Origin of the sequence: Kitasatospora sp. NPDC092039 (assembly GCF_044756065.1) — a bacterium.
Classification (GTDB): Bacteria; Actinomycetota; Actinomycetes; order Streptomycetales; family Streptomycetaceae; genus Kitasatospora.
The window spans coordinates 214,031-236,287 of record NZ_JBIVSD010000001.1; the positions used below are offsets into that span (position 1 = coordinate 214,031).

At 73.7% G+C, this 22,257-nt stretch carries 18 protein-coding genes; 3 read left to right on the forward strand and 15 right to left on the reverse strand.

Translation table 11 applies throughout. The features are described from left to right. Nucleotides 1-167: 167 nt before the first annotated feature. The 4 genes from ACIQI7_RS00905 to ACIQI7_RS00920 form a co-directional block, all read right to left on the reverse strand. Nucleotides 168-1,046 carry a geranyl diphosphate 2-C-methyltransferase gene (locus ACIQI7_RS00905; RefSeq protein WP_401103577.1) on the reverse strand — a complete coding sequence of 293 codons (879 nt, stop codon included), beginning with the start codon at nucleotides 1,044-1,046 and terminating at the stop codon, nucleotides 168-170. Nucleotides 1,047-1,130: 84 nt separating this feature from the next. Continuing rightward, the gene (locus ACIQI7_RS00910; RefSeq protein ID WP_401104519.1) at nucleotides 1,131-2,378 is read right to left on the reverse strand and encodes a family 2 encapsulin nanocompartment cargo protein terpene cyclase; all 1,248 of its coding nucleotides are present in this window, start codon (nucleotides 2,376-2,378) and stop codon (nucleotides 1,131-1,133) included. Nucleotides 2,379-3,570: 1,192 nt separating this feature from the next. Next, on the reverse strand, nucleotides 3,571-4,011 hold the full coding sequence (locus ACIQI7_RS00915) for a carboxymuconolactone decarboxylase family protein (RefSeq protein WP_401103579.1): 441 nt from the start codon (nucleotides 4,009-4,011) through the stop codon (nucleotides 3,571-3,573). Next, nucleotides 4,008-4,673: a class II aldolase/adducin family protein gene (locus tag ACIQI7_RS00920; protein ID WP_401103581.1), complete on the reverse strand. Its 666-nt coding sequence runs from the start codon at nucleotides 4,671-4,673 to the stop codon at nucleotides 4,008-4,010. The genes ACIQI7_RS00915 and ACIQI7_RS00920 overlap by 4 nt, the downstream gene beginning before the upstream one ends. A 131-nt stretch (nucleotides 4,674-4,804) precedes the next feature. Between ACIQI7_RS00920 and ACIQI7_RS00925 the strand changes: the two genes are divergently transcribed. Beyond that, a complete protein-coding gene (locus tag ACIQI7_RS00925) occupies nucleotides 4,805-5,191 on the forward strand; it encodes a MerR family transcriptional regulator (RefSeq protein ID WP_401103583.1) in 387 nt (128 codons plus the stop codon). Between the two features lie 96 nt (nucleotides 5,192-5,287). Then, complete coding sequence (locus ACIQI7_RS00930) at nucleotides 5,288-6,613, forward strand: radical SAM protein (RefSeq protein WP_401103585.1); 1,326 nt, start codon at nucleotides 5,288-5,290, stop codon at nucleotides 6,611-6,613. A gap of 74 nt (nucleotides 6,614-6,687) precedes the next feature. On the opposite strand, the gene ACIQI7_RS00935 is transcribed toward ACIQI7_RS00930, so the two are convergent. The 4 genes from ACIQI7_RS00935 to ACIQI7_RS00950 all read right to left on the reverse strand — a co-directional run bounded on the left by ACIQI7_RS00935 (nucleotide 6,688) and on the right by ACIQI7_RS00950 (nucleotide 11,223). Continuing rightward, nucleotides 6,688-7,518, reverse strand: a complete 831-nt coding sequence (locus ACIQI7_RS00935; protein WP_401103587.1) for a thioesterase family protein — start codon at nucleotides 7,516-7,518, stop codon at nucleotides 6,688-6,690. 153 nt (nucleotides 7,519-7,671) lie between these two features. Then, complete coding sequence (sph, locus tag ACIQI7_RS00940; RefSeq protein ID WP_401103589.1) at nucleotides 7,672-8,649, reverse strand: sphingomyelin phosphodiesterase; 978 nt, start codon at nucleotides 8,647-8,649, stop codon at nucleotides 7,672-7,674. A gap of 216 nt (nucleotides 8,650-8,865) precedes the next feature. Further along, the gene (locus ACIQI7_RS00945; protein ID WP_401103591.1) at nucleotides 8,866-10,146 is read right to left on the reverse strand and encodes a hypothetical protein; all 1,281 of its coding nucleotides are present in this window, start codon (nucleotides 10,144-10,146) and stop codon (nucleotides 8,866-8,868) included. A 339-nt stretch (nucleotides 10,147-10,485) separates the two neighbouring features. Next, nucleotides 10,486-11,223, reverse strand: coding sequence for a dienelactone hydrolase family protein (locus tag ACIQI7_RS00950; RefSeq protein WP_401103593.1), 738 nt, complete (start codon nucleotides 11,221-11,223; stop codon nucleotides 10,486-10,488). Nucleotides 11,224-11,575: 352 nt separating this feature from the next. Between ACIQI7_RS00950 and ACIQI7_RS00955 the strand changes: the two genes are divergently transcribed. After that, nucleotides 11,576-12,862 (forward strand): hypothetical protein, encoded by a 1,287-nt coding sequence (locus tag ACIQI7_RS00955; RefSeq protein WP_401103595.1) that lies wholly within the window; start codon nucleotides 11,576-11,578, stop codon nucleotides 12,860-12,862. A 104-nt stretch (nucleotides 12,863-12,966) separates the two neighbouring features. On the opposite strand, the gene ACIQI7_RS00960 is transcribed toward ACIQI7_RS00955, so the two are convergent. The 7 genes from ACIQI7_RS00960 to ACIQI7_RS00990 all read right to left on the reverse strand — a co-directional run bounded on the left by ACIQI7_RS00960 (nucleotide 12,967) and on the right by ACIQI7_RS00990 (nucleotide 22,186). Next, nucleotides 12,967-13,620, reverse strand: coding sequence for a LysE family translocator (locus ACIQI7_RS00960; protein ID WP_401103597.1), 654 nt, complete (start codon nucleotides 13,618-13,620; stop codon nucleotides 12,967-12,969). A gap of 200 nt (nucleotides 13,621-13,820) precedes the next feature. Beyond that, a complete protein-coding gene (locus ACIQI7_RS00965; protein ID WP_401103599.1) occupies nucleotides 13,821-14,531 on the reverse strand; it encodes a ribonuclease H in 711 nt (236 codons plus the stop codon). 42 nt (nucleotides 14,532-14,573) lie between these two features. Next, nucleotides 14,574-16,787: an MGH1-like glycoside hydrolase domain-containing protein gene (locus ACIQI7_RS00970; RefSeq protein ID WP_401103601.1), complete on the reverse strand. Its 2,214-nt coding sequence runs from the start codon at nucleotides 16,785-16,787 to the stop codon at nucleotides 14,574-14,576. Continuing rightward, nucleotides 16,784-18,946 (reverse strand): beta-galactosidase, encoded by a 2,163-nt coding sequence (locus tag ACIQI7_RS00975; RefSeq protein ID WP_401103603.1) that lies wholly within the window; start codon nucleotides 18,944-18,946, stop codon nucleotides 16,784-16,786. Before ACIQI7_RS00975 ends, ACIQI7_RS00970 begins: the two co-directional genes overlap by 4 nt. 41 nt (nucleotides 18,947-18,987) lie before the next feature. Further along, a complete protein-coding gene (locus ACIQI7_RS00980) occupies nucleotides 18,988-19,851 on the reverse strand; it encodes a carbohydrate ABC transporter permease (RefSeq protein ID WP_401103605.1) in 864 nt (287 codons plus the stop codon). After that, nucleotides 19,848-20,783: a carbohydrate ABC transporter permease gene (locus tag ACIQI7_RS00985; protein WP_401103607.1), complete on the reverse strand. Its 936-nt coding sequence runs from the start codon at nucleotides 20,781-20,783 to the stop codon at nucleotides 19,848-19,850. Before ACIQI7_RS00985 ends, ACIQI7_RS00980 begins: the two co-directional genes overlap by 4 nt. Before the next feature lie 11 nt (nucleotides 20,784-20,794). Further along, entirely contained in the window at nucleotides 20,795-22,186 is a 1,392-nt protein-coding gene (locus ACIQI7_RS00990) for an ABC transporter substrate-binding protein (protein WP_401103609.1), read from the reverse strand. Nucleotides 22,187-22,257: the final 71 nt, after the last annotated feature.

Sequence of the window (22,257 nt, forward strand, 5' to 3'; positions counted from 1 at the left end):
GGGGGGGGGGGCGGCCCCGTGCGTTGGCCCCCCCCCCCCCGCCCCCGGGCGGGCCCCCCCCGGGGCGGCCGGGGGCGGCCCCCCGGGGCCCCCCCCGGGGGGGGGGGCGGCCCCCCCTCGTCCGTACCACCGGACCGGGGCGAGCCGGGCCGGGCCGGGCCGCCGGATCAGACCCGGTCGGCCGCGATCAGCACGTACTGGAAGGAGCCGTCCTTGTACGACTCGATGAACGCCTCCTCGATGCCGGTCACCAGCGAGGTGGTGTTCCGCAGCTCCCAGTAGGGCAGGGTGTCCGGGGTCAGGTCGATGACGGCCTGCGGCACCAGGCGGTTGTCGGCCATCGCCCGCAGGTACTCCCGGCGGGAGTGGATGTTGCACTCGAAGTGGGCGTTGATCTGCGACACCCACTTCGACGGCTGGCCGTAGCGCGGGTTCCAGCAGCCGGTGATGGTCACGTACCGGCCGCCGACGCTCAGCACCCGGGCGTGCTCGGCGAACAGGTCGTGCAGGTCGACGTACATGCTGGACTCGTTGTTCCAGGAACCCGCGACCGTACCGGTCTCGATCGGCATGTCCAGCATGTTGGCGACCCGGGAGCGGACGAAGTCGCCGATGCCCAGCTCGGCGGCGCGCTTGTTGCCGAACTCCGCCTGCTGGGTGGAGAGGGTCAGGCCCTCGACCCGGCAGCCGAAGCGCTGGTGGGCCATCACCATCGAGCCGCCGCGGCCACAGCCCGCGTCGACCAGGGTCCGGTCGGCACGGATGTCGCCGAGGTGGTCGAGCAACACCTCGGCCTGGGCGGACTCCAGGCGGTGCAGCTCGGCGATCACCTTCTTCTCGCGCTCGCTGTCGGCCGGGTCGCCGATCGCGGCCTGGTCGATCGCACCGATGCCGTAGTGGTGGTGGTAGAGGCCGTCGACGTCACCCAGGCGGAGGTTGACCGGACGGGCCTCGTGGTCCCAGTAGCGTGCGATGTCGCCCTGGTACGGGGTGGCCGGGCCGGGGATGGCGTTGCCGGGGGTGGTGATGTCGTCGGTCACGGACATGGGTCAGCTCCTAGCGGATGGTCAAGGGGTCGGTCGTCAAGGGGTCGGTCGTCAAGGGGAGGGCGCCACCGGCGACGGGTGGTGTCACCAGAAGTCCGGCAGGGTGTAGCGGTAGGTATTGGTCTGGTGCCAGTAGTGGTTGCCGTCGACCCACGCGGCCACGCCGCGCAGGAACCGTGCCAGCGTCGGCACCGGGCAGGCCACGGCCAGGGCCGCCGCCTCGGCCTCGAAGGCCAGCATCAGCTCGTTGTGGACCTCGACCGCCTTCAGGTAGCCCTCCTTGCGGGAGACGCCCTCGCGCTCGGAGATCACCACCGGCAGGTTCAGGTGCAGTCCGGGGCTGGCCAGCTCCTTCGTGTACGAGTACAGGTCGTTGACGATGGTGGTCGCGTTGGAGGCCAGGGCGATCACCCGCTGCGTCGCGGGCAGCGCGTGCAGCTCGGCGGGCAGCTCGTAGGCTCCGACGGTGTCCGTGATCGTCGGGCAGGGGCGGAAGTTGTTGAACTGGCGCATGGCCAGGTACTCCCACACCTCCGGGACGTGGTCCGCCTGGTCCCAGGCGGCCTCGGCCAGGTACCCGAGGTGCAGCCGCGCCATGTCGTGCCGGAACCGGTCCGACTGGGACGGCGTGGCGGCCCGGGTGAAGTACTCCATCGCGGAGTGGTAGGCGCGCCGGGGCGCGTCCGAGGACAGCGAGGCCTCCCAGGCCGGCTGGTACTCCGGCGTGGTGTGCAGCGGGTCGAGCGCGGTGTGCGCGAGCAGCAGGCGGCTGCCCAGGCCGATCGGCGAACCGCCGAGGTCCTCGCAGTAGCAGTCGTCCACCGCGTTCTCGGCCACCATCAGGCGGGCCGCGAGCATCAGGTGGTCGACGCTCGGCGCGTCCGGGTGGCAGGCCACCATGTAGCGCCCGGTGGAGAAGCCGTCGAAGTCCTTCTCCCACTCCGGCGGGTAGAGCTCGATCTCCTCCATCGCCCAGACCTTGAGCTTGGCGCTCAACGCCTCCACCCGCACCGGGTCGGGCTCGGCGACCGGGTGGTGGTAGAGGCCGGGGACGGGGTCGCCGCTCCTGGGCTTGCCGCCCCCGGGCGCCCCGGCGGCCGGGGTCACGGCGGCCCGGGCCACCGCGGACGGGACGGGGAGGCCGGGGACGGACGGCGCCCGGAACCCGGGGGTCTCGGTCAGCGCGGCCGCGGGCGCCGCGGCCTCCGGCCCCGAGGGCCTGACCACCGGGGCGGCGGGCACCGAGGTCTCCACAGCCACCACCTCGTACACCTCGCACACCGCGGCCTCGGGCTCCGGAGCCTCGCGCACCGGGGCCTCGGGCACCGGCACCCGCGGCCGGAACTGCAGCCCGGAGGTGCCCAGTCCGCTGGGCCCGCGCAGGACCCGGTCGATCGCCGGGGAGCTCATGGGCCCACCACCGGCACGGTGACGGGCCCGGATGCGGTGTCCGGTCTGGCACGCAGGGGCATGGAGCCTCCTCTGAAGGGATCGCACAATATGACGGGTCGTCATCTCGCCCGTCTCGGACGGGAACTCCGGCCGCGGGCCCCGTCTCGCTCGGTTCCCCACCGTAGGCGCGAAGGCGCGTTCCGCATCGCAACGGACGATCTTCCTCACCCGATAGGGTGAACGTTCATGCTGACGGCGTTTGGACAAGCCGCAGTCGTGCTCCGGCCTGTCCCGCTGGTTGGCGCTCCGAGCGCGAACCGGCCGGACCGCTCCGCCCGAACCGGCGCGTCAACCCGGTGAGCGGCACCCGTGTCCCGATCCGGTCGACGGCGTTCCTGCCTCCGTGGCGGGGGCTGTTCGACCGCGAATCCCCTGACCGCCGGCCGCCCGCCGGATGTCGCGTCCGCACGTCGCCCGGGCGTCCGCCCCGACCGGCACGGGAGGCCGCACCGGCCGGCTCCCCGTGCCGGACCGGGCGCCCCGGCCCGCTTTTGCGGAGGTGGGGGCGGTGTGGTGCGCTGGAAGGGACACCGGAACGGCCGACCCGCCCCGGTACCGTCCCGGCGGCCCACGGTGGCGCCACGGTCCGTGAGCGCCGGCGCCCGGGTGGCCACCGGTGAGTGAGGTGGTGACCGATGGCCGAGTTCGACCGGGGGCCGACGGACGCCTTCGCGGAGCTGTGCGCGCGGGTGCCCGATCCGCCCGACGAAACGGCGTTCTGGTCCGACTGGGGGCCGGTCTTCCACCGGGGCCGGGTCGACGGGTCGGCGCGGGTCCTGGTCGTCGCCTCCGACCCCGGGCCGACCGAGCGGATCGCCGGGCGCAGCCTGGTCGGCAACGCCGGGCAGCGGGTGCAGGGGTTCCTCGCCAAGCTGGGCCTGACCCGGTCGTACGTCTGCCTCAACGCGTGGGCGTACGCGGTCCGTCCGTCCCGCGCACTTCGGCGTCGCGGCCGACCCGCTGCACCGGCTGACCAGGCGCGACGTCCTCGGCCACAACGAGGACCTGCTGGCCGCCGCGGCCGCGCTGCTGGACGGACGCCGGGGCCGGTCCGGCGGATGACCGTCCGGCCTCACTCCTCGTCGGCGTCCTCCCGGGCGTCGGCGTCCTCTCTGGCGTCGGCGTCCTCCCGGGCCAGGAGTTCGGCGACGATCTCGGTGCCGAGTGCGTACGCCGGCACGCCCGCGGTGATGAGCGCGGTCTCGGCGACACCGATGAGATCGGCGACACCGGCTCCGGCGTGGAGCGCTCCCCGGGCGTGGATCCGGGCGGGGTGTTCCCGGCCGAGGGCCAGCAGCTGGCCGAAGTGGACGAGCTGCTGCACCCGCGCTCCCAGCGGGCTGTCGGTCAGCACGATGTGGCGCAGTTCCGCGATCGCCTCCTCGGTCGGCAGCCGATCGAACTCCCGGGCCAGGCGCAGCCGTTCCCGCACCCCGCCGGGGACGGTCCCGAGGGTGGAGCGGTAGCGGTCGCGGACGGCCTCCGTACGCGCGTCCAGGGTGTCGTCCGTCATGACGCGACCCGCGCGATCGAGGCGCGCACGGCCTCCCGGGCACCCGGGGGGAAGTCCACGGCCCCGCCGATCGCCGCGGCGGCGATCTCGGCCTCGGCGCTCTCCTCGATCGCCACCACGAGGTGGGCGGCGGCCGCGGAGTCCGGGCCGAACACCAGGAGGCCGTGGTTGGCCAGGAGGACGGCCGCCGTCGTCGGCCGCCGGCGCAGCACGTCCGCGATGCCGCGCACCGACACGTCCGACCCGCGGGGCCCCCAGGGGACCACGGGGACCTCCTCGGCCTGTCCGAAGCGCAGCATCGGCTCCGTGCGGCAGGGCAGCGGCCGGTGGGCCACGGCGAAGGCGGTCGCGGCGGGCGAGTGGGTGTGGATGACCGCGCCCACGTGGGGCCGGGCCTCGTACACGGCCGTGTGCATGGCGATGATCTCGGCGCTGACGGACCGCAGCTCGCCGTCGAGCACCCGCCCGTCGAATCCCACGGTCGCCAGCTGTCCGGGCCTCAGGCCGCGGACGAACCCCGGCGTCAGCAGGAGGCGCTCGCCGTCGAGCCTGGCGCTCAGGTTGGCGTGCCCGGAGTGGGACATCACCCCGGCCGCGAACAGGTTCTCCGCGGCCTCCACCAACTGCTCGGCGCGCTCTTCCCGTACGTTCCTGTCGGTCATGGCGGTCTCCCCAAGTGTGCTGCCGGCGGCTTCCGTTCGCCGCCGTCCAGGTGCCGACCACTCTGCTGCTTGAACTAAGGTTCAAGTCAACCGCCCGGATCGACGAGGAGCAGGGGAAGCGGAACGTGCGCATGACGATCGGCCGACTCGCCGAGATCACCGGGGTGCCCGCGTCGGCCATCCGGTACTGGGAGCGCCACGGACTGCTCCCCGCGCCCGAGCGCGAGGGCGGTCAGCGGCGCTACCCGCCCGAGGCCGCCGCGCGGATCACGGTGCTGCGCACGTGCCAGCAGGCCGGGCTGAGCCTGGCCGAGATCCGCGAGTTCCAGCGGGAGCAGCCGCGCCGGGAGGCCATGATCCGCGCCAAGATCACCGAGCTCCGGCAGCGCGTGGTCGATCTCGACCACGCCGAACAGCTCCTGGTCCACGCCCTCAGGTGCGGCGAGGAGGACATCGTCGACTGTCCGAAGTTCCGACAGCAGATGGCGGCGTGGCGGACCCCCGATCCGACCGGGTGACCGTCTCCGGCGGACACCGGTGCGCGAGCGGCCGCGTAAGGGGGACCAGAATGGGCTGGGCGCCGTGAGGACGGTGCCAGGAAGGAAGACCAGCGCATGGAGAGCCAGGCCCGCAGCCGCACCGCACTCGTCGAGGAGCTCATGGAGCGCTATCCCGACGTGCCCCGCGAGGCGGTGATCAAGGAGGACCTGCTGCGCGGCGGCATGGCCTTCGACGAGTCCGCGCTCAGCGGCAGCGCCGGTGCCGACGGGGGCGGCGAGGTCAAGCCGAAGTCGTACTTCATCTTCTCCTTCGACCACCGCACCCTGCCCGAACTGGGCGCCGCCGCGCTCAACCGGCCGCCGGAGGAGGTCGTGCTGACCGGCGGGCCGTACGGGCTGCGCCGCACGGTGGTGTCGGTGCGGGTGAACCCGGACTCGCCGTACCGGGTCGACGCCGGCGAGGACGGCACGCTCGGCCTCTACCTGGACGGCGCCCGGATCGCCGACGTCGGGCTGCCGCCGATGCCGGACTACTACCGGCACACGCTGGCCAACGGGAAGTCGGTGATGGAGGTCGCCCCGACCATCCAGTGGGGCTACCTGATCTACCTCACGGTGTTCCGGGTCTGCCAGTACTTCGGCGCCAAGGAGGAGTGCCAGTACTGCGACATCAACCACAACTGGCGCCAGCACAAGGCCGCCGGCCGCCCGTACACCGGGGTCAAGCCGGTCGAGGAGGTGCTGGAGGCGCTCGCGCTGATCGACGAGCACGACACCGCCCGCGCCTCCCAGGCGTACACCCTCACCGGCGGGGCGATCACCTCGCACGTCGGCGGCCGGGACGAGGCCGACTTCTACGGGCAGTACGCCAAGGCCATCGAGGAGCGCTTCCCCGGGCGCTGGATCGGCAAGGTGGTGGCCCAGGCGCTGCCGCGCGAGGACGTCCAGCGCTTCCACGACTACGGGGTGCGGATCTACCATCCCAACTTCGAGGTGTGGGACAAGCGGCTGTTCGAGCTGTACTGCCCGGGCAAGGAGCGCTACGTCGGCCGGGACGAGTGGCACCGCCGGATCCTCGACTCCACCGAGGTGTTCGGCCCGGAGAACGTGATCCCCAACTTCGTCGCGGGCGTGGAGATGGCCGAGCCCTTCGGCTTCACCACGGTCGACGAGGCGATCGCGTCCACCGAGGAGGGCCTGCGCTTCTTCATGTCCCACGGCGTGGTGCCGCGCTTCACCACCTGGTGCCCCGAGCCGACCACCCCGCTCGGCAAGGCCAACCCGCAGGGCGCGCCGCTGGAGTACCACATCCGGCTGCTGCGGACCTACCGGGCGACCCTGGAGGAGTTCGGCCTCTCCTCCCCGCCCGGCTACGGGCCGGCCGGGCCGGGGCAGGCGGTCTTCTCGGTGAGCTCCTTCATGGACTCGCTGACCGGCTGAGGCGCCCGAGGCCCCTGAGGCCTCGGGCGGCGCGAGGCCTGCCTCCGCGCCGCCCCGGCGCCGCCCCGGCTCCGTCAGCTCCCGTTAAGCGGGCGGACGGTGAGGATCTGCTCGGCCCGGCCCACCGGTCCGTGGACGTCGTGCAGCACGGTGCTGGTGACGCCGTGTCCGGCCGGGCCGAAGCTGACGCTGGTGTCCAGGCCGGTCCAGCGGCCCTCGGGGCGGCGGTGGAAGTGGATCGTCAGGTCGGTGTTGGGGAACATCCACTCGGTGGGATCCTGCCGTACGGCGATGCCGTTGGCGGTGTCCACCAGCATGACGAAGGAGGCGTGCGGGCCGCTGGGCTCCCCCGCGACCAGCTCGACCGGGGTGGAGATCCAGGCGGCGGCGCGGCCGGGGGCCGTCGCCCGGTGGCGGACGTCGACCGAGGAGATGTACCCGCCGCCCCACACCCCGTCCATCGCCCAGGGCTCGAACTCCTCGGGCGCGGGCAGCGGCTCGTCGTGGGTGCCGGCGACGGCGGCGGTGTCCAGCTGGGCGAGGAACCAGGCGCGGGCCCGGACCACGGCGCGCCCGCCGACCGCCACGGTCGCCTCGACCAGCTCGATGGTGCGTCCGGGGCGGACGGTCTCCACGGTGATCTCGAACTCGTCGAGGGCGATCAGGCCGAGTATGTCGTAGCTGATCCGGGCCAGCGCCAGCCCGTCGGCGGGACGGTCGGACCGCTGGTCGGCCCGGTGGCGGTCGGCCCGGTAGCGGTCGATGGCGTGCACGATCAGCCCGCCGAGCGGGCTGAAGTGCTGCTCGTCGGGGTGCCAGGCGCCCTGCGCCTGCGCGGTGGGCTTGTAGGTGTTCTCGCCGGTGCGCTGGTAGTAGCTGTCGGGCGCGGCGGTGGGGGTGGTCACGTGCGCTTCTCCTCGGGCCGGATCGCTGGCTGCCGGGCGGGGCGCCGCCGTGGTGCGACGGCGCCCGACCTCGGCGTTCAGGATCGTAAGGGGCCGAACCGCCTGCGGGGCGTCACGGGTGACGCATCCCACACCCCCGGAGGATCCGGGCCGTCAGCGCGCGGCCAGCGGGTAGTGGTCGGACAGGTCGGTGTAGGTGTAGCTCTTGCCCCAACTGCTCACCGTCCAGGGCGCGCTGTGCGTCCGGACCACCTGGTTGGTGTACTGCTGCGGGCGGGCGTGGTCGGCCCGGTAGAGGACGTAGTCCAGGTCCTCCCTGGGCTCGCCCGGGTAGCGGTAGGCGGCGACGGAGTTGTCGACGGTGTCGAAGGAGTACGGCCAGCCGGTGCGCTCGGAGGCCGGGGCGAGGTTGCCGTTGGTCAGCAGCGCCTGGTACTCGGAGCCGTGCGAGTCGATGTTGAGGTCGCCCGCGACCAGGACCGGCTCGTCGGCCGGGATCCGCTTGGCGTCCAGGAAGGAGCGCATCGCGGTGAGCTGCTTGGCCCGGATGTCCGCCGCCTGGCCGCTCGCGCAGCCCGAGTCGGTGGACTGCAGGTGGGTGCCGACCACGTGGGTGCGGCGGCCGTCCACGTCCAGCACCGCGTACGCGAAGCCCTTGTTGGAGAACCAGTCCGAGCCGCAGGCGTCCTTGAAGACGTACTGCTCCTTGCGCAGGATCGGCCACTTGCTGAGGAGGGTGACGCCGCCGTCCTCGGGTGTGGTGGAGCTGAAGCTGCCGGAGGTGGCGTCCCAGCCGCCGGTCGAGCGGCCGACCACCGGCGTGTGGTACGGGTACCCGGCCGAGGCCTTGGTGATCAGCGCGTCGGAGGCCGCGTTGTCGAAGGCCTCCTCCAGCACGACCACGTCGTGGCCCTGGAAGAAGTCCGCCGAGGCGATGGCCTGCGCGCGGTACTGCTGGCCCCAGTTGGGGTAGAGCGAGGTGCTCATCAGGAACGTGTTGTAGGTCAGCACGTCGAGCGGGGGCGCGGTCGCCGGGGCGCTCCCGGCCGAGGCCGGGGCGGCGCCGAGCACGGCGAGGACGGTGGCGGCGGCGCCGGCGGCCAGGGCGCGGCGGACGGACGACAGGGACATCGGGCCTCCGTGGGGGGCGTTGTCGTGGACCCGTCGGGTCGAGGGATGTTGTGTATCCAACTTGGCTCTCGACACCGTCCGCAAGACATCGGGCGAGCATTCGGTGAACTCGTCGGTAACTCCGTCGCCGCGCGGGCCTGACGGCCGGTCACCGGCCGACCGGCCGCGCCCCGGTCGCGGCGCCCGCACCCCGCGGGAGCCGGGCGCCGCGGCCGGTCAGCGGGGCGGCAGGCGGCGCACCAGGACGTCGGCGCGGGTGCCGTCCAGGGCGCCGTACAGCACGGTGGTGCCGAACGCGTCCACGGCGGGCGCGGTGGACGCCGGGCCGACGGCCTCGGCGACCCGCTCGGTCCGGCCGGTCCGCAGGTCCCGCCGGAAGAGGTCCGCGGCGCCGTTGGTGTCGTCGGGCACCAGAGCGGCGTCGTCCGAGGCGAAGTAGACCCAGCGGTCGTCCGCCGTCACCGCGGCCGGCCGGGTGCCGGCGGGCGCCACCTCGGTGACCGTCCCGGTGCGCAGGTCGCGGGCGTGGAGCGCGACGCGGGTGGCGCCCTGGTCCGGCTGGAACACCCGGAACAGCGCGTACCGGCCGTCGGGGCTCAGCCGCCCCTGGCCTGCCGCGTCGCGCAGGGCACCACTGCCGTCGGTGCTCGCGCCCTCGATCCGCCCGGTGCGGGCGTCGTACACGTAGAGCGGGAACAGCTGCCGGGTGGGCGGCGGCTTCAGGGCCGTCGGCGCGGGCGGCAGCAGGTTGGTCGCCTTCGACCGGAACGCGACGGTCCGGCCGTCGGCGCTGAGCGAGGGCTCGACCGAGCCGCCGTCGGCGGGGGCGCCGCCCCGCCCGGCGGTGACCAGGCGGGTGGTACCGGCCCGGCGGTCCGTCAGGTAGACGTTGGAGGTGCCCGCCCCGGCCCCGGGGGCGAGGTCGGCGCGGTCCGAGGAGTAGGCGACGTGGCGGCCGTCGGCGCTGATCGCCGGGCTGACGGAGTTTCCGGCGCCGCTTCCGGCGGTGATCAGCTCGGTGCGGCCGGTGCGGCGGTCGCGGACGTAGACGTCGGTGCGGCCGCCGGCGTTCCCGGGGACGGCGCCGGCGGCGTCGCTGCTGAAGGCGACGTAGCGGCCGTCGGCGCTGATCGCCGCCTGGCTGCTGGAGCCGTCGAGTTGGGAGCCGTCGTCGGCGACGCTCACCCGCTCGGTCCGCCGCGTCCACAGGTCGCGGACGAAGACGTCGTAGAGGCGGTTGGTGTCGCCGGCCACCAGGTTCGAGGCCAGCGAGGTGAACAGGGCGTAGCGGCCGTCGGCGCTCAGCCCGAGCGGCTCGGACCAGTCGTCGGCGGGCGCGCCGTCGGGGCCCACGTTCACCAGTACCGGGTCTCCGTCGCCCGCCGCGGGCGCGGGTGTGGAGGCGGACGCGGGCGCGGCCTGCGCGGCCGGTGCTCCGGTGGCCGCCAGCAGCGCGGCCGCCAGCGCGCAGACCACCCGTACCGTCGTCGTCCTCATGGGCTCCCCTCCCCTTGGATTCCCCGTCGCTCCGGCCGAGCCAACCGCCCGGTCGCGGCCACGGTCAACCAGGCTGCCTCGGAATGGGCACGATCTCGCCAACTCCCGCGCACAGGACGGCCGCACTGCCCACACGGGTCGACCCGGCTCGGCCCGGAACATCCGAGGACGCGCGACTCGAGATCCCCATGAACGAACCCGTGGGCGGCGGCCGGGCGTTGTCCGACGGGCCGAACGGCTCCGAGAGCGTCGGCGCCATGCAGCCCCGGGATCCCCGTACGGCTCCGGACCGCTCCGGGGCCGTACGGGGCCGCCCGGTCCGCCTCCGAACGGGCTGGCTCAGACCGCCGCGGGCGGGTCCACGGGCAGGCACTCGGCGAGCAGGCCGACGATGTCGTGCCAGGCCCGCTCGGCCTGCCGCGGGTGGTGGCCGACGCCGGGGAGCACCGCGTGACCGGCCGTCGGGTGGTGGAAGGCGTGCTGGGCCCCGCCGTAGACGACGAGGCGCCAGTCGACGCCCGCCGCCTGCATCTCGGCGGCGAAGGCGTTCCGCCGCTCGGCCGGCATGATCGGGTCCTCGGAACCGACCCCGGCCCACACGGGGCACCGGATCCGCGCCGCCTCGCCCGGTCGGCCCGTGGTCAGGCCGTTGACCGTCCCGATCGCCCGCAGGTCGACGCCGGCGCGCCCGAGTTCGACCGCGATCGCGCCCCCGGTGCCGTAGCCGATGGCGGCGATCCGCCCGGGGTCGGTCCGCGGCTCGGCGAGCAGCACGTCGAGCGCCGCCCGGCCGATGCCCCGCATCCGGTCGGGGTCGTCGAGCAGCGGCATCACCCGCGCCAGCATCTCCTGCGGGTCGGTGAACCAGTGTCCGCCGTGGAGGTCGAAGGCCAGTGCCACGTAGCCCAGTTCGGCGAGCGCGTCGGCCCTCTGGCGCAGGACGTCGCTCAGGCCGGGCCCCTCGGGTCCGATCAGGACCGCGGGACCGCGGCCGGTGCCGGCGGGGAGAGCAAGGTGCCCGATCATCGTCAGTCCGTCGGCCGGGTACTCGACCGTGCGCGTGGTAACCGTCGTCATGGGATCGGACTGTAGTGACCGCCTGGCCCCGTCCGGGCCGGACTTAGCCCTCGGCAGAGCGGGCCGCCGGTCCGCGGGCGAGGGCGGCGACCCGCGATACCCGTGACCCGTCCCCGGTGGTCCGGGTGCTCTTGGCCGAGGGGAGGTTCCGGACTTTTGGCCGTGGTTTTGGCCGATGTGGTTAAAGACCCGGCCAAATAAGCGAGTGACCCCTTGCCGATAATGTGATCACATGTGCAGGCACTGTGGCGTTGCGCGTCGCAGGGGAGGGAACGGCCCGCTTCACCGAGCGGGCCCCATCAACAGGAGTCGCACCATCAACACCGCCATCCGCAAGGCCGCCCGTGGGGCGATGCCCGTCGCCGTCACCGCCTCCGTACTCGCCACCGGTCTCGCCGCCTGCGGCACCGTCGAGCAGCTGTCCGCCGCCCAGAAGGTGTCCAAGGCCTTCGACAAGGTCGGCAACGGCAAGTCGGCCGGCTTCACCCTCTCCATCGACGCCACCCCCGAGCAGGTGGCCGCGTTCGCCCGGAGCGGCAAGGGCAGGCACGGCAACGGCCTGGTCGGCTCGGCCCGCGGCAACGGCCGCGAGATGGACGAGAAGGCCGCCAAGGCGATCTCCGGCCTCTCCGTCTCGGTCGCGGTCTCCGCCGACAAGCCGCTCAAGGACGTGGAGGCCTTCAAGAACGCCGGCAAGGCGGGCCGGAACACCGACCTGACGCTCGACAAGTCGGTGCGCGTCTCCTACCTGCTCGCCGACCGCAACGGGACCGCGCTGCTGGAGTACCGCCAGGTCGACGGCACCGGCTACCTGCACGCCGACGCCAAGGGCCTGGTGAAGCTGGTCGGCGAGGACCCGTCCGTGGTGGACGAGATGCGCGCGGAGCTGCCCGAGAAGCTGAAGCCGGTCGGGGACGTGCTGGCCGGCAAGTGGGTCTCCTTCGACCTCCAGTCGCTCGCGGACAAGGCGAAGGAGTCCGACGGGAAGAAGGCCGCCCCGGGCGTCGACCCGGAGCTCGGCAACCAGCTGCTCAACTCGGTCAAGGACGTGCTCGGCCGCACCGTCACGTACGAGGACAAGGGCAAGAAGGACGGCACCGAGCACCTCTGGGTCAGCGCCCCGGCCCGCCAGCTGGTGGACGAGATGTACAAGGCCGTCAAGCCGCTGTCCACCAAGTTCCCGAAGCAGCTGGGCGGCTTCCCGGACCAGGCCCCGAGCGACGTGCCGGACCGCCGGATCGGCCTCGACCTCTACCTGAAGAACGGCGCCTTCTCCTCGGCCACCTTCGACCTGGCCCAGCTGGCCGACAAGGTCGAGCCGGGCGTCAACTTCCCGGTGAAGCTGGCCTTCAACCAGGCGGCCCCGAACGTCCAGGCGCCGGGCGACGCCGTCAAGGTGACCGACGAGCAGCTGACGGACGCGGTGCTCGGCCTGGCCACCGCGGGCCCCGGGGGCGGGTTCGACCCCGAGGACACGGGCACCGGCCTCCCGATCGCCCCGCCGCTGACCGACGCCCAGATCAAGGAGCTCGCCGGCCTCGGCGTCACCGAGACCGAGGCGCGCGCCTTCAACCGGGCCGGCCTCACCTACGAGGACATCAAGGAGATCGCCCAGGAGGACACCCCGCCCCGGGCCTGACCCGCACCCGTGACCGGCCGACCGCGCGCGACGCGGTCGGCCGGTCGCGCGTTCCCGGCCCGCGCCGCCGTCCGCGCCGGCCGGCCTCCGTGGTCAGTCGTCGGTCAGTCGTTCCCGAGCGCCAGCTTGATGCCGAAGCCGACGAGTACCGTGCCGGTGACGGCGTCGATGGCCCGCTGCACCGAGCCGCGGTTCAGCCACCGGCGGACCAGGTGGGTGCCGAAGATCAGCGCGCTGAACCAGACCAGCCCCTCCAGGTCGTGCACGGCCGCCAGCACGACCCCCATCAGCAGGTGCGGGGCGCCGTCGGGGATGAACTGGGGCAGCATCGCCATGTAGAAGACGCCGTTCTTCGGGTTCAGCAGGCTGGTGCCCAGTCCGCGCGCCCAGGACCGTGCCCAGGTCGCCTCCGCGGTGGTGTCACCCGATCCGCCCGCCGCGTCCCCCGGCCCGGACCGGCCGCGCTGCTTGAGCGTCCGGAGGACCATGCCGATCCCCAGCCACGCCAGGTACCCGGCACCGGCCAGGCGCAGCACGTCGTACAGCAGTCGGGAGGTCGTGAGCACCGCGGTGGCACCGACCGCCGCGGCCACGCCCCACACCAGTACGCCGCAGAGGATCCCCAGCGCGGTCGCGAAGGCCCGGCGCCTGCCGAGGGTGATGGCGGAACGCAGCACCAGGGCGGTGTCCAGTCCCGGCATGACGGTGAGCATGCCGGCCACGACGGCGAAGGAGACGATGGCGGAGGAAACGGTCATGCGGCCATCCTGTAGCCCCGGCCTCGATCACGTCCAACGCGGTCCGCTTCACCGCGCATCAGCGGGCCTGATGCCGCCGCTCGCCCCGCCGTGCGACGACCGGCCCGTCCCTGGTCGCGCGATTCCCGATGACCGCCGTCATCCGCCGCCGGGTGGGCACCCGGCCTCACCCGGCGGCGCCGGTGCGCCCGGTCCGGCCGTCAGGCGTGGGCGGCGGCGCACTCCGGGTGGCCCCAGGAGCCGCCGACCTTGGTGATCTTGTCGCCCTTGGCGTACGGGCGGCTGCACGGGCAGGTGCCGGGGAAGCGGGCGTTCAGGGTGCGCGAGCCGCCGCTCCGCTTGGCGGCGCCGCCCGTGCCGGTGGCACCGGTGGCCGCGGCGGGACGGGCGGCGCGCGCCTTGGGGGCCTTCGTGGCGGCGGCCGGGTCGGGCACCGGCAGGTCGGCGGCGGTGCCGGAGGCGTCCTGCTGGGTGCGGGCGGCGTCGCTGGCGGCCTTGTCCGCGATGGCGTTCAGCGGGTCGCCGTCCACCTGGTGGGCCGGCACGTACACGAAGGTGACGTCCCGGCCCTCCAGCAGGGCGTCGATCGCCTGGATCAGCTCCTGGTTGGCGACCGGCTTGCCGGCCGCCGTCTTCCAGCCGTTGCGCTTCCAGCCCTTGAGCCACTTGGTCACCGAGTCGCGGGTGTAGGTGCTGTCCAGCCGCACCTCCAGCGGGACCGCCGGGTCCGTCGAGGCCAGCAGCTGCCGCAGCGCCGTCAACTCGCCCACGTTGTTGGTGCTGTGCCCGAGCGCACCGGCCTGCCAGCGCTGGGGCGCCCCGGCGGCGTCCGCCACCACGTACGCCCAGCCCGCCGGACCGGGGTTGCCCTTGGCTGCTCCGTCACACGCTGCAATGACTCGTTCGACCATGCCCCGATCATGCCTGGTCGGACGGCCCGGAGCCAAAGCCGCTCAGCCGCGCAGCAGGAGCAGCAGCAGCGCCGCCGACCAGCTGAAGTTGGTCGAGCTGCGCCCCTCCCCGGTCAGCGGGTCGTAGTTCTCCCGCACCGGGCCGTCCCCGGCCAGCCCGGCGGCGGTGGCGAGCAGCCGCTCGACCGTGCGCCGGGCGTCCTGCTCCCAGCCGTAGCGGCGCAGGCCCTCGACGGCGAAGTAGGTCTGGTCGAGCCAGGCCGGCCCGCGCCAGTAGCCGGCCGGGTCGAAGGAGGCCGAGCTGCGGGCCACCGTCGGGAACGGCATGGCCGTGCCGAACTCCGCCGGGTCGAGCAGCAGCCGGCGGACGGTACGGGCCTGGGCGGCGGTGGCGGTGCCCGACCAGAGCGGGACGGCGCCCTCGATGCCGCGGCCCCGGGCGGTGAGCCGGGCACCGGTGGCGAGGTCGGTGTCGTGGAACCAGCCGTCGGCCGGGTCGTACATGGTGTCGCGCACGGCGGCGTCGATCCGTTCGGCGCGGGCGCGCAGCCGTTCGGCGGCGGGCCGGTCGCCCAGTTCGGCGGCGATCAGCGCCAGGTGGCGGTGGTCGGCGGCCAGGTAGGCGTTGAGGTCGACGGAGCGCTGGTCCAGCGACCAGCCCAGCAGGGTGCCGTCCGCGTCCCGGTTGGGGAGCACGGTGGCGGCGTCGAAGCGCGGGGCGTCGTCCATGCCGGACTCCCAGGCGGCCGCCTCCCGGCGGTCCTCGGCGGTGGCGTTGGCCGGGTCCACGGTGGCGCCGTACTCGCACAGGCCCTCGCCGAGGTGGTCCCGGGTGCGGTACCACCAGTCCTGGTAGGCGGTCAGTCTGGGCAGCAGCTCCCGCAGGAAGGCCCGGTCGCCGCTGCGCCGGTAGACCTCCCAGACCGCCCAGGAGGCCAGCGGGGGCTTGGAGTTGCGCTCGTTCCAGTTGCCGCCGCCGGTGCCGGGGTCGTTGTAGAAGACGCAGTCGGGGACCATGCCGGCGTCCTGCGGGCGCCGGGGCGAGCCGATCGGGACCTGGTGGTCGAAGACCGCCCGGATCTGGTCGGCGGCCAGTGCGGGCGCGAACGCGGCGGTACCGACGGCCTGTTTCCAGGTGTCCCAGGCCCAGACCCCGCTGAACCACTTGTAGGAGAGCGTGGGGGTGACGGCGTCGTGCCGGATTCGCCCGGCCGGGCTGCGCCAGTTGGTGACCAGGGTCTGCACGCACTTGACGGCGGTGCGGCGGCGGGCGGCCGGGACGCCCTCGGTGGCCCGGGTCAGGTATCCGTGCCAGCGGGCGGCGCCCTCCGCCGCGATCCGGTCGGGGGCGCGCAGCGCGGCCTCGGCGTCCTCCGCCGCCCGGGCGTGCTCGGCTTCGGTGAAGGTGTAGCTCTCGGTCCAGTCCAGGGTCCGGCTCTCCCCCGGTGCCAGCCGGAGCGGCTCGGCGAGTTCGGTGCGGTGGCCGTCGCCGTCGGCGCTCAGCACGACCCGGACGGGCCGTGCGTGGCGGACGGCGAAGCGCTCGGTGCCGTCGGTGAGGTAGTCCCAGGTCTGCCGGACCCTGGCGAAGCGCACCTCCACGCCGTGTTCGGCCGCGACCAGCTTCGGCGCCTCGCGCTGCGGGCCGGTGGCCGGGCGCAGCAGCCGGCCGGTCCAGGCGACGGCCAGGGTCCGCACGGCCGGGCCGGTGTTGGCGAGCCGGGCCCGGAGCAGGGCGGTGCGGTTGCCGGCGAAGCGCAGTTCCAGGGTGAGGGCGAGGCCGCCGCCGAGGTCGTGGGTGAGCCGTAGCAGGCCGGGCAGCGAGGTGCCGCGCGCGGGTGCGCCGGCGGTGAGGTCGAGCGGGCGGCCCCGTTCGGTCAGTTCGAGGCGGGTCAGGCCGTCGCTGAGCCACCAGGGGTACTCCTGGGCGAGGTACAGCGGGCCGGTGAAGCCGCCGGGCCGGTCGGCCGGGCGGGGCAGGGCGTAGGCGTGCCAGGCGCCGAGGTCGGCGAAGACGTTGATCGGGTTGTTGCCGCGGGCGTCGCCGGGGTAGGCCTGGGTGGGGGTGCCGTGGAGGTCGAGGACGTCGGCGTAGCGGTCGTCCGGCGGCCCGGCGGCCGGTAGCGGTTCCGCGGCCGGGTCCGGTGACGCGGCCGGTACGGGCTCCGCGGCGTCGGCCGGGGCGGCGGCGAGGGTGCCGGCCGCGGCGAGGGCGGCGGAGCCGGCCAGGAAGTGGCGGCGGGTCAGCGGGTTCATGCGCGCTCCTGGGCGGCGGGGAGTCGGATGACGGCGGCGCCGAGCGGCGCGAGGGTGACGGCTCCGGCGACCTCGGCGCCGGTGAGCAGGTCGGTACCGGTGAGCGGGGCCGGGCCGGGGAGCGGGTCGGCCCCGGCGAGCAGGCCCGTGCCGGGGAGCGGGCCGGCCCCGGCGAGCGGGTCGCGGCCGGGCGTGCGAAGCGGGACGAGGCGCTCCGCCGGGCCGTGGTTGAGCAGGAAGAGGTAGCCGGTGCCGTCGGCGGCCACCCGGCGGGTCGCCTCGACGCCCTCGGGCAGGCCGGGCAGTTCGGCGCCCACCCCGGCCTCGGCGAGTGCCAGGTCGAGCACCGGCCCGAGGTCGGCGCCGAGGTGGCAGCTCAGGTACCAGGCGCTGCCGGCGCCCAGGCGGTTGCGGGTGACGGCCGGGAGGCCGGCCAGCGCGCCGGAGCCGTAGCGGGCCACGGTCTCGGCGGCCTCGGTCTCGATCCACTCGCTCCAGCGTTCGGCGTCCAGGCCCGTGCCGTCCAGGTCCACGGCGGTGGTCGCGCCGTCCGGGATCGGCCAGTGCTCGTCCACCACGATGCCGAGCAGGTCGCGCAGCGGCCCGGGATGGCCGCCGGGGTGGATGTGGTCGTGCCGGTCGGCGATGCCGCTGAACGGGCCGCAGACCAGTCGGCCGCCGCCCCGCACGTAGGCGGTGAGCCGTTCGGCGGTGGCGGTGTCGAGCAGGTAGAGGTTGGGGGCGAGCAGCAGCGGGTGGTCGTCGAGCCCGGCGGTGGGCGGGACGAAGTCCACGGTGACGCCGCGCTCGTACAGCGCCGCGTACCAGGGGCGGAGCAGGTCCAGCCAGCGCATCCGGGCGGAGGGGTGGTCGTCCAGTTCCAGCGCCCACCAGCTGTCCCAGTCGAGCAGGACGGCGGCCCGCCCGCGCAGTCGGCTGCCGGCGACCTCGCCGAGCCGGCGCAGTTCGGCGCCGAGGCGGACGGTCTCCTGCCAGCCGCGCGAGGCGGTGCCCCGGTGCGGGAGCATCGCGCTGTGGAACTTCTCGGCCCCGGCCACCGAGGCGCGCCACTGGAAGTGCAGGACGCCGTCGGCGCCGCGGGCCAGCGCCTGGAGCGACCAGAGTCGGTAGCGGCCCGGGCCCTTGGGCAGGTTGACCGGGCGCCAGCTGACCGCGGAGGGGGCCTGTTCCATCAGCAGCCAGGGGCGGCCGCCCTTGAGCGAGCGCATCAGGTCGTAGTTCATCGCCGCGTTGACGTGGGCGCGCGGGTCGGCCGGGTCGGGGTAGGCGTCGTCGGAGACGAAGTCCTCGTGCCGGCTCCACTCCCAGTAGTCCAGCGCCTTGAGCATCGACATGAAGTTGGTGGTGACCGGGACGCCGGGCGAGACCTCGTCCAGGACGGCCTTCTCGGCGCGGTGCAGGGCGAGCAGCGCGTCCGAGCAGAACCGGCGCCAGTCCAGCAGCTGGGTGGGGTTGACCGGGCCCGGCGCGGTTCGCGGCGGCTCGATCTGGTCGAAGGAGTTGTAGTGCTGGGACCAGAAGGCGGTGCCCCAGGAACGGTTCAACTCACTGATGCCACCGTGGCGTTGGCGCAGCCAGCGGCGGAAGTCGGCGGCCGAGGCGGGGCAGAAGCACTCCTCGACGTGGTCGGCGTACTCGTTGTGGACGTGCCACAGGGCGAGCGCCGGGTGGTGCCGGTAGCGCTCGGCGAGCGCCCGGGTGAGCCGGACGGCGGCCTCCCGGTAGGCGGGCGAGGACGGGCAGTAGTGCTGGCGCGAGCCGAACTCCAGCCGTACCCCGTCGGCGGTGACCGGCAGCAGCTCGGGGTGGGCGCGGACGAGCCAGGCGGGTGGCGAGGCGGTGGCGGTGGCCAGGTCGACGGCGATGCCGTGCCGGTGCACCAGGTCGAGCAGCCGGTCCAGCCAGCCGAAGTCCCAGCTGTGGGCGTCGGGTTGGAGGCGCGCCCAGGAGAAGATGCCGACGGTGACCAGGTTGACCCCGGCCTCGGCCATCAGCTTCACGTCCTCGGCCCACACCTGCTCGGGCCACTGCTCGGGGTTCCAGTCCCCGCCGTACAGCAGGCCGGGCACCCTGGTCAGGCGGCCCGGGGCCACCGCTCCGTCAGGCGCCGCTTCGTCACGCGCTCCGGCAGCGCTCATCGCCTCGTCACGCGTTCCTCCAGCAGTCATCGCTTCGTCACTCATCCCTTCAGGGCTCCGCCGAGCAGGCCGGCCACGAACTGCCGCTGGAAGACCAGGAAGAGCACCATCAGCGGCAGGGTGGCCAGGAAGGAGCCGAGCATCAGGCCGGAGTAGTCGACGTGGGACAGCCCGGTCAGCGTGTTGAGCGCGACCGGCACGGTGTACCTGTCCTCGGTGTTGAGCATCAGCAGCGGCCAGATGAAGCTGTTCCACTGGCCCATGAAGGTGAAGATCACCAGTGCGCCCAACTGCGGCCGCACGCACGGCAGGACGACCCGGTAGAAGGTGCGCAGCTCGCCGGAGCCGTCGATCCGGGCGGACTCCAGCAGCTCGTCGGGGAAGTCCAGGAAGCCCTGGCGCATCAGCAGGATGCCGAAGGAGTTGGCCAGGAACGGCACGATCACGGCCTGGTAGCTGTCGATCCACCCGAGGCTGGCCATCATCTGGAACAGCGGGACCAGCAGCACCTGCAGGGGGATCATCATGGTGGCCAGCACCAGGCCGAGCAGCAGTCCGCGGCCGCGGAAGCGGTACTTGGCCAGCCCGTAGCCGCACATCGCGGAGAGCAGCGAGCTGAGCGTGGTGTAGACGACGGCGATCCCGAGGCTGTTGAGCATGACCCGGCCGAAGCCGATGGTCTCCTGGAGGTGCACCAGGTTGCGCAGCAGGTTGCCACCGGGCAGGAACGGCGGTGGGGAGTGGAACAGTTCGGAGCTGCTGTGGGTGCCGGCGACCAGCATCCAGGCGAAGGGCAGCAGGCTGAGTACGGCGCCGAGCACGAGGACGGCGAGGACGGCGGTCCGGCCGAGCCGGGCGGGCAGCGGGGTGCGGCCGGGCGGGCCGGGCGGCGGGGTGCTGCTCATCGGCGCCTTTCCCTTCCGTAGAGCCGGAACTGGAGCAGTGAGACCGCCGCGATGACCAGCACGACCACCCAGGCGATGGCGGCCGCGTAGCCGAAGTCGAGCTGCTGGAATCCGACCTTGTAGAGGTAGACGACCGGGGTGAGCGTGGCGTCGCCGGGGCCGCCGCGGGTCAGCACGTAGTTCTCGTCGAAGAGTTGAAGGGTGCCGATGGTGGAGGTGATGACGCAGAACAGCACCACCGGGCGCAGTTGCGGGAGCACGACGCCGGTGTAGGTGCGCACGGCGCCGGCGCCGTCGAGGGCGGCGGCCTCGTACTGGTCGCGGCCGATGGCGTGCAGTCCGGCCAGCAGGATGACGGCGTTGTAGCCGGTCCAGCGCCAGGTGACCGAGCCGATCAGCGAGATCCTGGCCCAGGTCGGCGAGTTGAGCCAGTCGACCGGACCGAGGCCGAGCGCCTGGAGGACCTGGTTGGCGAGGCCGCCGTCGGTGCGCAGCAGGACCTGGAAGACCACGGCGTAGGCGACCAGGGTGGTGATCGCGGGCAGGAAGAACACCGCCCGCCATCCGGCCCGGAACCGCAGCCAGGACTGGTTGAGCAGGACGGCCAGCACCAGGGCGATGCCGATCATCACGGGCACCTGGACGGCCAGGATCATGCCGGTGTTGACCAGGGAGTGCAGGAAGGCGGGGTCGTTCAGCATCCGCCGGTACTGGTCCAGGCCGACCCAGACGTCGGCGCCGTCGCGGCGGGCGGTGAAGCTCTGGTAGAGGCTGGCACCGAGCGGGTAGGCGAAGAAGGCGACGAAGAGCGCGGTGGTGGGCCCGGCGAACAGCCAGGCGGCGGTGCGTGGGGAGCGTCGGCGGCGGGCGGGGGCGGGGGCGGCCTGGGTCGGGGCCGCCGGCTTGCGCAGGGTCACCGGAGGGCTGGTCATCGGTGCCGCCCCTACCCGACCGTTCGGCGGCCGGTCGCGGTGGCGATCTGGCGGGCGGCGGAGCGCAGTACGGTGCCCGGGTCGGCGCCGTTGTGCAGCACCTGGTTGACGGCGGTGGTGACGATGTCGGCGGCCTTGGAGTCGTCGGCGGTGAGCTCGACGGTGGGGATGGAGCGGGTGAGCCCGGCGAACAGCCGCATGGCGGACTGGCCGTCGTAGTAGGGGGCGGGCTGCTGGAAGTACGGATCGTCCAGGGCGGGGAGGTAGGCGGGGAAGAGGCCTTCGTGCCGCATCATCGAGGCCTGGTTGGCCTTGTCGGCGAGCAGGAAGGAGACGAAGGCCCAGGCCGTCTCGGGGTTCCCGCTCTGCGCGGGGATGCACAGGACGGAGCCGCCGCTGTTGGAGGTTCGGGTGCCGCCGGGGGTGAAGGCGGGGAGCGGGACGACGCCGAACTTTCCTCCGAGGTCGGCCATTTCGGCGGTGAGGGTGCCGTCCCACCAGGCGGCGGTGGGGGTGGTGGCGGCCTTGCCGTCGTGGGTGCCGGAGACCAGTCCGTCCCAGCCGTTCTCGAAGTCGACCAGGTCGCGGTCGACGAGCTGTTTGAGCAGGGTGAGCGCGCGTTCGGCGGCGGGGGTGGCGACGGCCACCTTGCCGTCGGTGAACCAGCGCTGGCCCTGTTGCTGGAGCAGCATGGCGAAGAGGCTGTCCTGCTTGGCGTCCAGGATGAGCAGCTTCCTGCCGGTGGCGGCCTTGAGGGCGGTGCCGGCGGTGACGTAGTCGTCCCAGGTGCCGAGGCCCGTCGGGTCGATGCCGGCCTGCTCGAAGAGGTCGCGCCGGTAGAACAGGGCGCACGGACCGCTGTCCCAGGGCAGGGCGTGGACCCGGCCCTCGCCGTCCGAGACGGCGCGCCAGGAGGCCTCGGCGTACTGGGGCCCGAGGCCGGCGGCTCGGCTGGTGAGGTCGACCAGGGCGTTCGGGAAGTTGCCGAGGTAGGTGGGCAGCCGCTGGCCCTCGACGGTGAGGACGTCGGGCAGTCCGCTGCCGGCGCCGAGGCCGACGGTGATCTTGTCGTAGGCGTTGTCGTAGCCGATGTCGACCACCTCGACGGTGGTGCCGGGGTGGGCCTGTTCGAATTCCTTGCCGAGCCGCCGCATGGCCTTGGCGGCGACGTCCCAGGACCAGATGACGACCTTCCCGGTGGGCGTGGTGCCCGGGCCCGCGGTGAGCTGCTTGGCTCCGGTGCCGCCGGCCCCGCCGGTCGCGCAGCCGGTGGCGCCGGTCAACAGCAGTGCGCCGCCCGCGAGTCCGGCGGAGAGGATCCGGCGCCGCGCCGGGCGTGGCGGTGATCCGCCCCGTTCGTGGGCGAGTTGGGGATGTTCTCGGTGCCGGGTTTCTGCGGACATCTTGCCTCCCGACTGGTGAATGCCGAATGCTGTATACAGAACTCAGCATTCACAACCCCGTCAAGGCTTGT